This window comes from Limibacter armeniacum (genome assembly GCF_036880985.1).
Lineage (GTDB): Bacteria > Bacteroidota > Bacteroidia > Cytophagales > Flammeovirgaceae > Limibacter > Limibacter armeniacum.
In genome coordinates, this window is sequence record NZ_JBAJNO010000003.1 from 216,441 (window position 1) to 230,232 (window position 13,792).

The window sequence follows — 13,792 nt, forward strand, 5'->3', positions numbered from 1 at the left end:
AATCAGTTGCTTGAAGTTTATTGTGTCAGTTCGTCTATGACGCCTTTTGCCTCATCAATCCTTAATGAAACCAGCTTATAAAATACCTGATCGAGCTGCTGTGTCATCTCCTTACCTGTAGACTGCTGACGCAAGTCATACAGCTGCCTTACCAGTTTTAGCTCCTCTTCACCAAATCCTACGCCCAGCTTTTGCTGCAAGGTGGTCAGGAAACCGTAGCCAAACTCCTCAGTCGGCTCAATCATGGTGCCCTCCCCATAGTCGTTCCAGGTTACCAATTGAATATATTGGAGATCAGCGTCCAATGCCAGATCCAATGTCTGCGTAAAAGTGGACAACTGGTTATGGTCAATGCTAAAGGTTGGTCCACCCCATCCGCCTTCGTTGTAAAAGGTCTTGAAGCCGGGATACACGGATCCTATTTTCAAACCGCCATAATTGTTCTCATAGAAATTTTTCAACCCGTTCATATGGTCACTGTACACCCAAGCGTATTCGCCTGTTGCATTGCTGCCTGCCTCCCCTGACTCATGCCATAGTGTAATGAATGAAGTAGAGGCAACTGACAGGATTTGTGACCACGAAGCTTCCGTAGTGAAGGTTTGAGGACCGAATACCATCAGCAATGGTTTTCCATTGACCTTGATGTAATTGCTGTCCTTGAAATAGTTTTGAGCCATATAGGAAACATCTGCCTGTGCTGCCTGTATCTTGTTGGTTACGACTCCCTGATCATAAGCGATATTGATGTTCTGGTCCTCATAAACTATGGCATACTCCAACCCCACTTTTTCCAACTTGTCAATAATGGCATTGCTGTTGGCAAGATTGGCAGCATAATCATAAAGGTCTGTCGTTCCGGGCCAATCAATCAGTACTCCATCAATACCTGACAGCTTCATTAGCAACAGCTGGTATTCAATGATATCCCTGTCTCCTGATGCATATGGCCCGGTAAGCGGATAGTAATGGGAAGCGATCTGCCTGCGGTCTCCATCCAGCTGATCGGGATTCTGGTTAGCCATCGTCCAATGGATACCCCAACTCCCGCTACCTGATGTCTCCTTGCTTTCAAACCAAGGCATCAGGTGTACATACACTTTCTGATCGGCAGTTTTGGATACTGCTACAGGTTCATGTTCCTCCAGTTTAAAGCCACTGTCAGACGGATCGTCCTCATTACAGGAAAACAGAAAAAGAAAACACACACATCCCAGTAGTAATCTTTTCATGTCCATTCAGTTTTAGTTTTTAGCCCTTTAGGAATTCCGGTACCAATTGACCGGAACCCAAAGGAGCTATATGCTAGGTACAAGAGTAATTTTAGTTAGAATAGCCAGGGTTTTGCACCAACTTAGCATTGGCAGCCATGGCATTGGCAGGGATCGGGAAGATCGTTCTGTATGGTTCACTCACCTCTTTAGCCCACCATGCTTCACCAAACCTTCCGAAACGGATCTGGTCTGTTCTGCGGTGTCCTTCCCATACAAACTCACGAAGCAGCTCATCATACATAAAGTCCAGATCAATATCTGTTGGTGTTGAGAGCCCTGCACGATCGCGTACTTGCGCCACCAACGACTGTGCCTCGCTAGTTCTGCCCAGTCTCATCAGTGCTTCAGCCTTGATCATCACGATTTCTGCATAACGGATCAACACCCAGTCGTTGCTTCTTTCCCAGTTGTCCCCTTTTGCAATCTCATACTTGATATTTCGGACACCGTCACCTTGTTTCGCATTCTCAAGGCTTGTGATCTCTGGCGTATGGATGACAGGGTTACCATCATCTTGCAGCAATTGTGTTCCGTCAGGAGCCAACAATGGACCTTCCAATAGACCGTTACGGCGCTTATCCGCTTCATCATACAAGCCCCATACCTTAGGCTCAGCGCACATACCATTACCACACCATGCATTGATCTCAAATGCAATACCTGACTTGTAGTGCAGGTACAGCGACTGCCAGTAATTACCAATCGTTACACTCTCATCGAAAGGTATCACAAAGATGTTTTCACTTGACCCCTCATTCTCTTTCAGGAAGTTGTCAAAGATATTGCCTTCCAGGCTGTAACCTGTCACCTGATCTGCGGCATCAATTGCCTTCTGCCACATGGCTTCTCCCTTGAATACCTCAGCATTCAGGTACAAGCGTGCCAGCATGCTGTAGCCAACATTCTTGGTGAACTTTCCGTACCCTGAAGCAGGCAGGTAATCAATTACGTCCAGCAATTCTGACTCGATAAAATCGAAGATTTCGGATCGTGAAGTATTCGATTTCAGCTCCTTGTCACTGAAGTCTGTCTGCAACGGCACATTGCCGAAGAGGTCACAAAGAACATAGTAATAATAGGCACGCAGCCCTCTCAATTCCGCCTTGATATTGTTCTTGTCTTCATCACTTAGCTCTGCCTTGTCGATCTCATAAATAATTGAGTTGACCTTTGAAACACCCGTAAAGTAGATGTTCCATGACTTTTCAATGGCTACGTTATTGACTGTCCACTGGTGACGCTGGATATCCTGATGTAATCCGCCATCAAACCAGTCTGTACCTCTTGTCGGGATTACCGCCTCATCAGATGCACCTTCCACCAGAAACAGTGGAAACTCCAAAGTCCAGTTGCCATCATAACCTCTCATGGAAGCGTATGCACGCCCTACGATGGTCTCAATTTCGGCAGGTGTTTTACCGTATTCATCTGTCAGGACTGTGTTGTACACCTCCTCACTCAAATCTGTACAGCTTCCGATCATCAGTGCAGGTATTGCAGCCATTACCGAAGCCCATTTCTTGAATTTATATTTTCCGTTTAACATGGTATTCATCAATTTTTGGGAATAAAAACTTAGAAACCTTACCCTGTTGGGGTAAGTGCCTGCCGCTTTTATCTGCGGCAGACACAACTGATCTCTTTGATCAGAATTTCACGCTTGCACCTAAAGTGATCGTGCGTGGTCTAGGATAAACATTATAGTTGTCGATACCTGGGTTCAAAAGTCCCGACATGTTTACTTCCGGATCTACACCTGAGTAGTTGGTGATCAGGAACAGGTTCTCACCCGTTACGTAGATACGCGCGCTTCTCAGCTTGGAAGTAGCCTTGACAGGTACTGTGTAGCCCAACGTTACGTTTTGCATTCTGACAAATGAGCCATCCTCGATCCAGTAATCTGAGAACTGAGGAGCGTCATTCAATTGGTCTGTCAGTGCTTCATCCGGTACGTTGTTGCCTGGTAGCCTGCCCTCATCCATAATACTCATCTTCGTAGCATTCAGGATGTCGTGACCGATAATAGAATTCAAGAAGAAGCTAAGGTCAAAGTCTCCGTAACGGAAGTTCATTCCCAAACCTCCTACAAGATCAGGCTGTGCATCACCCAAAATCTGCTTGTCTTCCTCACGTCCTTCTCCTTCCAACACATACTTGCCATCCTCATCAAACTCCTTGAATTTGAAGCCGTAGAAAGTACCTGGTACATAACCTTCACGGATTGTTTGTGTGTATAGCTCAGAGAAGCCCCTGTTTTCGATCTTGCCAGACTGGATAGCGTCTGTTGTATAGATATCATTTGACAGCGATTCAATCTTCTGCTTGTTGTAAGCGATATTGAAATCAATGCTCCAATTGAATTTACCTTTCTCCATCACCGATGTGTTCAGGCTGAATTCGATACCCTTGTTGCTTAGTGAACCTACGTTGGCAAGCATATAGCCATATACATATGGCGGCTGAGGAACTTGGTAAGTATAGAGCAAGTCATCAGTTTGCTTGTCATACAGGTCGATTGAACCTCTGAAACGGTTCAGCAATGCGAAGTCGATACCAATGTTCATCTGTGTTGTTGATTCCCACTTCAGGTCAGGGTTAGGGTTCTGTACAGGGCCATAACCATACTTCCAAGTACCTGAGTTTGAATCATAGTAAGGGTCGTTACTTGTCGGTCCTGACAAAGCCAGTGACTGGTAAGGAGCAATTCCTTCCTGATTACCTGTTATACCGTAACCTGCTCTCAGTTTCAGGTCATTTACCCAGCTTTGAGCGCTTTCCATAAAGGCTTCGTCCGCAATGTTCCAACCTACTGATACAGCAGGGAAAACACCCCACTTGTGATTGTCTCCAAACTTGGATGAACCATCCCTTCTCAATGAAGCCTGCAACATGTATTTGCCCATATAGCTGTAATTGGCACGTCCGAAGAAGGACACCAGCTTGGAGCTGTTACGTCCTGACCATACATCACCGATACGGTAATCCTGACCTGCACCCATGTTGTCATATCCGAAGATGTCTGAATCAAAGCCTCTTCTGCCTGCACCAGACCACTCGTTCATCTGGTCGAAGTATGAATAACCACCTACCAGATTGATGTTGTGATCTCCAAATGACTTGTTGTAGTTCAAGTAAGCTTCCAATAACCTTTGGTGCTGCTCATTCTGCTCCTGCAAGGCAAAGCCCTTGTCCTGTTCTCCCAACCTTGAGTCAGTTGGCAGGTAATATTTTCTTTTGTATGAGTTTACACTGTAAGACGTATTCAGTACTGCATTCAAGCCACTGATGATCTCCAGATCAACTTTCGCCACACCCAATGTTCTGCGTCTTGAACGGTCATCCTGACGCTGATGCAGCAAGGCTACAGGGTTGTTGTATTCATTCAAGCCCCTTGACTCAAAGAAATCGCCGTTGGCATCATACACAGGCATTGTTGGGTTCAGGTTGTATGCGAAACGGAAAGGTGAGTTATGTGCCTTGCCATCTGGCTCCGTCAGTAGGTTGTTCACCGGAACGTATTCGTCAAAAGTTGAACTCAAGCTCAAGTCCACTTTCAGTTTGTCATCCAATGCTCTTTGCTGTACGTAAAGCTTGGCATTCAACCTTTCAAGCTCACTGGTCTTTACGATACCCTCATTCTGGATAAAGTTTACCGAAGCCCTGTATGAAGTATTCTCTGATCCGCCTGACAAAGCTACGTTGTGCGAATGTGAGATAGCTGTCTGAAGGATTTCTGCCTGCCAGTCTGTATCTGCACCATAGTCGATCGCACCTTGGACATCATTGTCACGTACATACTGTCTCCACTGGTTGGCAGACAACATGTCAAGGTATTTAGCTGCTGAACCTACTGATACATAAGTGCTGTACTCAACGCTGCTGTCACCTTTCTTCGCTTTCTTGGTATTGATGATGATGACACCGTTAGCTGCTCTCGCACCGTAGATGGCTGTCGCTGCAGCATCTTTCAGTACATCCATTGACTCAATGTCGTTAGGAGATACCGTATTGATATCAGCACCCGGTACACCGTCCACTACTACCAGCGGAGCGTTACCACCTGAAAGTGAAGTACCACCACGCAAACGGATCGAAGCACCTTCTGCTGGATCACCGCCTGCCTTTACAATTGTAAGACCTGCTACTTTACCTTGAATCAGCTGCTCAGGCGAGTTGATTACCCCCTTGTTGAAGTCATTGGAAGTAACGGATGCTGTTGAGCCTGTTACCTCACCTTTCTTCTGGATACCGTACCCTACTACCACAATCTCATCCAGTTGCAGGTTATCCACTTCTAAGGATACATTAATTTGAGACCTGCCGTTTACAGGTATTTTTTGGGTAGTATAACCAATAAATGACACTACCAACATTGCATCGGCATTGGGTACTTCCAAGCTGAACTTACCATCTACATCTGTGATAGTACCGATACTTGTTCCTTCTACTGATACTGATGCTCCTGGTAGGAGCTCATCTGAATCAGCCGTCTTGATCTGCCCTTTGACCATTATCGCAGCCGAGTTTTCTTGGGCAACGGCAGCGGAACCCCAAAACACTATTAGCACAGTGCTGAGGATATATATCAATTGTGAAAATTTCATGCGTAGATATTTTAATAAGGTTATGAACATTAGTTCGTCTTGACAAATGTGAAGTCTGACTCATGGAATGTGATACCGAAGTTGTCTTTAACCACCACATTGATCGACTCTACTTCCTTATCCTTCAACCAGCCACTCAGGTTAATGATCGCCCTGTATTCAGGATTTGCGCCATCGAATGTTCCTTCCATTACATCCTCACCAGCAGTGATTTTATAGTGCATAGACGAAACCTCCTCATCACCATTGGTGGCAACCAAGGTAAGGATATCGTTCTTCGTCACTTTCTGAGGGAAAAACTGGAAACCAGGCTTTACATCAGGCTCAACCACTATCTGATTGATAATAAAGTCAGCACAACCAGCATCAAGTCCCAATAGACTCCACTCCTTGTTAGCCAAAACCACATCTATACGCTTAATTGGCGTATCACCACTACCGTAGTACTCGCTAGGGATCATGTCCATTCTCCAGATACCATCACCCAAATGTGTCAGGGCAGTCTTCTCAAAATTGTCTGGATTGTTTTCTACCACGTTCTGCCACTCATTGATACCTGAATGCAAGTGTACAGCATCCGCCCCAGCCAGTTTACCTACATTGCCACTTCCTGAGTCATCACAATCAGACATGGTATTGTTAGCATTGAATACCATAGAGAATGGTCTATCAACAGGAATTTCTTTTGGGTAATAATCTACCGTCAGGGTAGTCTTGATATCCGTCAGGCTATACAAGTTTACAGCGTTCCCCTTATCAGGCGCAAAGGCATCTGTCACCTTTGAACCGTCCTTGTTTTTCAGCAAGCCATAGATGGAAACAATACTTGATGCATCAACTCCATAGTACTCTGAAGGAACCATCGTGATCTGCCAGATATCGCCTTCTACATGTGTCAGCTTGGCAAATTCAGAGGAACTTTCCCAGTTGCCTGCATCCGGTTCTGAAGGGAACCAAGACCACAAGTAAACATCTTCTGATGCTCCAGCCAATGATGTCCCTGTTACGTCAAAGTATATCGTCACTTCTTCATCTGCCACGAAGATGGCAGGCTGTGTCCAGATATCTGCAATCCGAGCCTGACAAAAACCAAGAATCGGCATTGCCAGTATGGTAAGTGTAAATAGTAATTTCTTCATGAGAATGGTGTGTTATTTAATTGGTTTCAGGTGAAAAAGTGAAAGTATAAGACAGGAACGGAACGCTACTGCCTACTACCGAACGGCTAAGTTTCAAAGCCAAAGAAGGTGTACCTCCTGGCACATTGGTCACTTCCAACTGACCTATTTTCTGTGACTTTGCCTCATCTGAGTATAGGTTCATGATAGCAGCTTCTCCATCAGCAAATGCTGAATTCAAATCCCAATACCCCTTCTGAACAAATAGCTGAGGAGCATCGCCTGTCACTTCAAATGAAGTTGGGTTGTTTGACTCATCCTCATTCAGTTTGATTTTCATTGTGGCGAAGTCAAACTTGCCATAAAGGCTCAGTTCTGTTACTCCTGAGGTAGCCTGCTCGTCAGCTTGAACAACATCTGTCAATGTCCAGCTGCCTTTCATTTTTTCGTATCGTGTAATTGGTTCTACAAAGCTGCCATCCTCAGGCGAGAAACAGCCGTAGAGCATGGTTGTCAGGAATAAACCTATTCCCACACCTTTGATGATCGATCTCATTTTCATACTTATGATAGTTGTTGGATGTGAATGAACTATAACTCCATAGACACAAGGTGTCTGGTATGCAGTATCACCAGAATATTTTCCTGACACTGCCATCTTGGTGGATAGCTCCCTAATTGAACAGGAGCTATCCTTTATCATATATGTTTTAAAATTGGGTTGCTTATCAGATTTGCTCCATTGGCTGGAAGCTTACTGCTGCCCCTCCTCCCGGTGCCAGCTGCAATGTCAGCGTCGTACCATTACTGCTTATCGTATCACTGTCAATCTGCATGGATAATGGGTTACTGGTCATATCAGCATCCTTTCCATCAGCGTAGACCGTCATCTGGTATGTCGTGTTAGGATCCAAGAAATCCAATGGCACTTCCAGTGTTCTCCCCTTCTCATTGGTAATGCTTCCCAAGTACCACGACCTGCTTTCTTTATCTCTCCTAACGGTAGTGATATACTCACCAATCTTAGCATTCAATACCTTTGTTTCTTCCCAGTCAACCGGCACATTCTTGATAAACTCAAATGCTGGCTGATCTTTGTAATTCTCGGGAAGATCGGCAGTCATCTGCAACGGACTGTAGATTACGATATAGAGCGCCAATTGCTTCGCCAGTGTAGTCTGTACTCTGTTGTTCGGTCTGCTTTCGATCATGATATCAAAGATACCCGGCGTGTAATCCATTGGTCCTGCCAGCAGTCTTGTAAAAGGAAGAATAGTCGTATGGCTTGGCGGGTTTCCATCACTCCACGCGTCATACTCTGTTCCTCTTGCGCCTTCCGCAGTCATCAGGTTCGGGAAGGTTCTACGTAAACCTGTCTGTTTTACTGGCTCGTGGGTATCCAACATGATCTGTCTTTTGGCCGCCTCTTCCATCACTCTTCTGAAGTGACGAACCATGTACTGACCTTGGTGTCTTTCCTTATCGTTGATCAGTTTAGAAACATAGCCCGTTTTGACATAGTGGACGTTATGTGCCTTGTAAAGGTCAAAGGCATCTTCCAATTGTCTGTCATAGCTCTCTACATTTCCTCCTGTCTCGTGGTGACCAATCAGTCCAACGCCCACTTCTTCACCATATCTTGTGATTTCTGCCAAGTCAAAGTCAGGGTATGGTTTTGTAAAGTCAAACCTTCCTTCGGTCCAGTCGCCATCCCATCCTTCGTTCCATCCTTCTGCCAATACACCCGAAAGGTTGTTTTTTGCGGCAAAGTCCATCATGGCTTTTACATTTTCCGTTGTCGCACCATGCTTAGGTCCCTGTCCCCAAGTCTGCTTTTCCAGGTGCATTCCCCACCAGATACCAGTATATCTTGCTGGCTTAATCCAAGAATCGTCTTCCAGCTGATTAGGTTCGTTCAGGTTCAAAATCAGGTTGGAAGTCACCAAATCACCTGCCTTATCACCAATCAGAATCGTTCTCCAAGGTGTTTTCATTGGTGCTGCCGTCTTAACCTTTGTCCCATCTGACCAAGGCACCAAATCACATGAGAGCGTATTGTCACCGATATTCAGCAGTGTCATCCCTGCATAATCTACCAAGGCCGCCTCATGGATACTGATATAAAGACTGTCCTTATATTCCATGGTCAGTGGCGTATGCACTGCTTCACGCAACACATTAGCAGGACTTTTCTTATACAAATACTCATAATCCTGATTGTCTCCCACTGCTGGAATCCACCACGCCTGAAAATCTTTTGCCAAGGCAAACTCCGTCAACTCATCCATGATTACCAACTCTTCCAGATGTGGCTGCTCTGGAATTTCATAGCGGAAACCAACACCGTCATTAAATACCCTGAACTCCAGATTCAGCTTTCGGTTCTCTCCGCTTTTCTCCTCCAAAGCTACATTCATGCGCTGGTGATAGTCTCTTACAGTCTTGGACTCTCCCCAAGGCAATTCCCATGTATTGTCCACTATCTCTTTCTTGATATTGACAATATGGAAACCTGTATCCAAGGCTGCTGCATTTTGGAAAATAAATCCCAATCGGGACGGGCTGATAATGGGCTCTCCTTCTTTGGAGATCTGATAGTAAGGGACGCCATTCTTTACTTCGAATGTCAGGGCAATTTTTCCATCCGGTGATGTTACCTCTTCCTTGTCTAGGTCAGGTACTTTTTCAGCACAGGATGCCATTACCAACACGACCCAAAAAAATAGAATAACCTTCTTCATGTGAACACTGCTTTATAATGCTTTTACTTGAGAAATACTTACCAGCCAAATCTGATAAGAGTATCTCCAACACTTGTTTCACAAATAAAGGTCAGTTGTACACGAACATGAATTTATCAAAACAAAATCTAGAAAAAATAAGACAAAAAAAATCTCAATCAACTGATTATCAATATAATTATTGAATCAAAAATCTAGACAAATCAAGAGCTTATCAAGCCCGAAAATGCTCTATATTGAACATTTCAAAGAGTATTTTTCATGATTTCTGATACAAAAACAACAAGTATATGGTTTACGCTTACCCATTAATACCATTAGAATCGGTCACTTTTTATAAGGAAAGAGTACGATGTCTTTTATGTTTTTTAAGCGATAAAGTGTACCAAATCACTTTAAAAAAACAACCCCCAACCTGTCAGTCAAAACTAACAAGTGGGGGTGTTTCGTTATACACACTTTTACCGAATATTAAAGCTTAGTTGAATACATTCCTTTTGCTTTTGTAATGCTCCTTGGAAAGTACTCTCAATCTTGCTGCCGCCTGTTCCGCTGTAATATCACGTTGCGGATTTGCCAGCATCTCATAGCCTACCATAAACTTCTTGACTGTGGCTGAGCGCAACAATGGCGGATAGAACATCATATGCATATGCCATTCCTCATGAGCTTTGCCATCTGTAGGAGCCTGATGGATACCTGCCGAGTATGGGAAAGAAATCTCGAACAGGTTATCGTACATAATACCTAATTGCTTATAGGCATCAGCGAAGGCATCTCTTTCTGCATCTGTCAGGTCAGTGATACGAGCTACATGGCGTTTAGGGACGATCATCGCCTCAAATGGCCAAACTGCCCAAAATGGTACCAAACCCACAAAGTGCTCATTTTCAAACAAGATACGCTCACCTGATTCCAGTTCTATTTTCAGGTAATCAGTCAACAACGATGTTCCATTTTCTTTCCAATATGCAAGCTGTTGCACTTGTTTTTTGGCTGGTTCTACCGGAACTGTCTCCTCTGCCCAAATCTGACCGTGCGGGTGTGGATTGGAACAACCCATCGTAGCACCCTTATTCTCAAAGATTTGTACGTAATTGATAAATTCCTTTTTACCGAGGTCTTCGTATTCCTTTGCCCAAAGGTCTACCACTTTTCTGATGGCAGCTACTTCCATCTCAGGAATTGTCAGGTCATGGCGTGGTGAGAAGCAAACTACTCTTGCCATTCCTCTTTCACTCTCCGCTTTCAGTAGCCCACCTTTACTGAAGCTTCCTTCTGGAGTATCTGAAAGCAATGCTGAGAAATCATTGGTAAACACATAGGTATCAGTATATTCAGGGTTTTTCTCCCCTCCTACCCTAGTGTTTCCGGCACACAAGTAACAGTCAGGGTCATGCTTCAGGCGCTTCTCCTCCTCCATGTCTTCAACCTGACCTTGCCAAGGTCTCTTGGAACGGTGAGGCGATACCATTACCCATTCGCCAGTTAGTGGATTATATCTTCTGTGAGGATGTTCCTCAAATGAGAATTCTTTATTCATTTTCTTAAGATATTAGATACTAGATAGGTATAAGAAACCAGAGGCTTGTACAAACCTGTTTATAAGCAAAAATCCAGTTTCTTATACCTATTAATTTATGCTTTCAGAAACTGCTCAGCCTTAGCACCATCTCCGATTACGACCGTATAAGCCGTCATATCCTTGCCCATCGCGGCTTTATAAGCAGGTCCTACTTCTGCAATAAATGCTTCTACCTTTTCTTCTTTGACTAAGTTGATGGTACAGCCTCCGAAGCCACCACCCATCATTCGGGCACCCAGAACATAGTCCTTGTCGAGAGTCTGTTCTACCAGAAAATCAAGCTCCTTACAGCTTACTTCATACTTCTCACTCAACCCTTTGTGTGACCCGTACATCTGCTTACCTAACCCTTCCAAATCCTGATTTTCAAGACAATGACATGCCTCTTCCAAACGCTCATTTTCTTCCACTACATAGCTGCAACGGTCATATACCACTTTATCCATCTCTGCCTGACATTCGTCAAGCATCTCATGGGTTACATCACGCAGGTTCTTTACCTCAGCATACTTGGTTTTTATCACTTCGACACCTGACTCGCACTGTGCCCTACGTGTATTGTATTCTGATGAGGCCAATGAGTGTGCTACATTGGTATTGCACAAAACCAGCTTGTAGCCTTCTATATTCAGTGGGAAATGCTGAATTTCTTGTGTTCTGCAATCCAAACGGATAACATGGTTTTCTTTGCCAAATGTTGAAGCAAACTGATCCATGATTCCACACTTAACACCTGCAAAATTGTGCTCCGCAGCCTGTCCTGCCAATGCAATATCCACAGGCTCAAGAGAACCTTCGAAAAGCGAGTTAAGGCCCGTTCCCAAACCACATTCCAATGCCGCAGAAGATGACATACCTGCTCCCAGTGGTACATCACTGGTAAACACGACATCAAAGCCTCTCACTTTCAGTCCTTTTTTCTGCGTTTCAGCTACTACACCAATAATGTAGTTAATCCACCCTTCTTGAGGAGAAAGGTTGTCCAAGTCAAATTCTCCGTGCTTATTAAGGTCTATAGCATAAGCCTGAACCTTGTCCAGATCATTCTTGCGTAGCACAAATACCATTTCCTTGTCAATGGCAGCAGGCAATACAAAACCATCATTGTAGTCTGTATGCTCGCCAATAATATTGACCCTTCCGGGTGCTCTAGCAATCACCTCTGGAGTACCAAACAGTTCTTCGAACTTCTTTACTGCATTTCTTGTATTCATAATCCCCGAATTGATTGTAACTTTCACATTTATAACACTAGTATAGTGAGATAAGATTGATAAATTGCCACTCATAACAAGCTAATTTGACACTAAAAGTGAAATACCGTTTCCGGTAACGTTATCGGAAAAAGGCTGCGTTAAGCTTTTGACAATCAACCATGAAAAAGAAGAGAAATACCACCATAAAGGATCTAGCCCGAAGACTTGATATTTCCGTCTCCACAGTATCAAGGGCTTTGCGTGATGCACCTGATGTCAACTACGAAACCAAACAGCAGGTACTAGCATTGGCGGAACAGCTAAACTACAAGCGCAATATGCTTGCTACCAGCCTTGTAAGTAAAAGAACCTACAATATTGGTGTGATTGTTCCTGAACTGTCTGTCCCATTCTTTGGCTACGCCATCAGTGGTATACAACAGACACTTTATGAGTATGGATACAAGATGTTGATTGGACATACTTCAGAGCAGTTTAAGCTGGAACAGGATAGTGTACAGATGATGATTGATAACCAAGTAGACGGTATCATTATCTCTGTTTCTAAAGACACTGAAGACTATCAGCACCTTCATCAAGCAAAGGAAGAAGACATTCCTGTGGTTATGTTTGACCGTGTAATCCCTGAACTGCAACAAGTATTTTCCAATGTGATAGTGGATGACAAGGATGGTGCGTTCAATGCCACTGCCCATCTGATTGAGCACGGCTATAAACGAATCGCTCACATCAGTGGCCCTAAAAACCTGTATATCAGCCAGAAACGAATAGAGGGATATAAAGAAGCGTTGGAGATGTATAACATTGGTTTTCAGTCTGAATACCTGATCCATTGTAACCTGAGAGTCGATGCGGCAACTGCTACAGAGCAATTACTTAGACTTCCAGAGCCTCCTGATGCTATTTTTGCAATCAATGACCCTGTAGCATTTGAAATTTTACATTACTTGAATGAACTAGGTGTAAAAGTCCCTGAAGAAATTGGGGTTGTAGGCTATACAGGAGACCCTATGGGTAGACTTTTTAACCCAAGCCTTACCTCTATCAGGCAACCTTCTGCCATGATGGGGTCAAAAGCAGCTGAGTTGCTAATCAAAGAAATAAACCATAAGCACAACCCTGCTACCAAAAACTTGCCTTTTGAGCATAGCACCATAATCTTACCCACTGAATTGATTACGGGAAGGTCAAGTGTGAAAAAGAGACTTTAGAAACGATATTGGAGATTGTACACAAAAAAGACCTACCGGAAA

9 protein-coding genes are annotated in these 13,792 nt (G+C 44.1%); 1 reads left to right on the forward strand and 8 read right to left on the reverse strand.

Going from position 1 to position 13,792, the window contains the following annotated elements:
- Positions 1-17: 17 nt before the first annotated feature.
- The 8 genes from V6R21_RS03220 to galK all read right to left on the reverse strand — a co-directional run bounded on the left by V6R21_RS03220 (position 18) and on the right by galK (position 12,536).
- The gene (locus V6R21_RS03220; RefSeq protein ID WP_334240833.1) at positions 18-1,232 is read right to left on the reverse strand and encodes a glycoside hydrolase family 71/99-like protein; all 1,215 of its coding nucleotides are present in this window, start codon (positions 1,230-1,232) and stop codon (positions 18-20) included.
- A 91-nt stretch (positions 1,233-1,323) separates the two neighbouring features.
- Complete coding sequence (locus V6R21_RS03225) at positions 1,324-2,820, reverse strand: RagB/SusD family nutrient uptake outer membrane protein (protein ID WP_334240835.1); 1,497 nt, start codon at positions 2,818-2,820, stop codon at positions 1,324-1,326.
- Positions 2,821-2,920: 100 nt separating this feature from the next.
- Positions 2,921-5,878, reverse strand: a complete 2,958-nt coding sequence (locus tag V6R21_RS03230; RefSeq protein ID WP_334240837.1) for a SusC/RagA family TonB-linked outer membrane protein — start codon at positions 5,876-5,878, stop codon at positions 2,921-2,923.
- 29 nt (positions 5,879-5,907) lie between these two features.
- Complete coding sequence (locus tag V6R21_RS03235; RefSeq protein WP_334240840.1) at positions 5,908-7,017, reverse strand: hypothetical protein; 1,110 nt, start codon at positions 7,015-7,017, stop codon at positions 5,908-5,910.
- A gap of 16 nt (positions 7,018-7,033) precedes the next feature.
- Positions 7,034-7,558, reverse strand: a complete 525-nt coding sequence (locus V6R21_RS03240; RefSeq protein ID WP_334240842.1) for a DUF5004 domain-containing protein — start codon at positions 7,556-7,558, stop codon at positions 7,034-7,036.
- 166 nt (positions 7,559-7,724) lie between these two features.
- Entirely contained in the window at positions 7,725-9,737 is a 2,013-nt protein-coding gene (locus tag V6R21_RS03245) for a glycoside hydrolase family 97 protein (protein WP_334240844.1), read from the reverse strand.
- 478 nt (positions 9,738-10,215) lie between these two features.
- Complete coding sequence (locus V6R21_RS03250) at positions 10,216-11,280, reverse strand: UDP-glucose--hexose-1-phosphate uridylyltransferase (RefSeq protein ID WP_334240846.1); 1,065 nt, start codon at positions 11,278-11,280, stop codon at positions 10,216-10,218.
- A gap of 95 nt (positions 11,281-11,375) precedes the next feature.
- Positions 11,376-12,536 (reverse strand): galactokinase, encoded by a 1,161-nt coding sequence (galK, locus tag V6R21_RS03255; RefSeq protein WP_334240848.1) that lies wholly within the window; start codon positions 12,534-12,536, stop codon positions 11,376-11,378.
- A gap of 161 nt (positions 12,537-12,697) precedes the next feature.
- Here galK and V6R21_RS03260 point away from each other — a divergent pair, with 161 nt between their 5' ends.
- Complete coding sequence (locus tag V6R21_RS03260) at positions 12,698-13,750, forward strand: LacI family DNA-binding transcriptional regulator (RefSeq protein ID WP_334240850.1); 1,053 nt, start codon at positions 12,698-12,700, stop codon at positions 13,748-13,750.
- Positions 13,751-13,792: the final 42 nt, after the last annotated feature.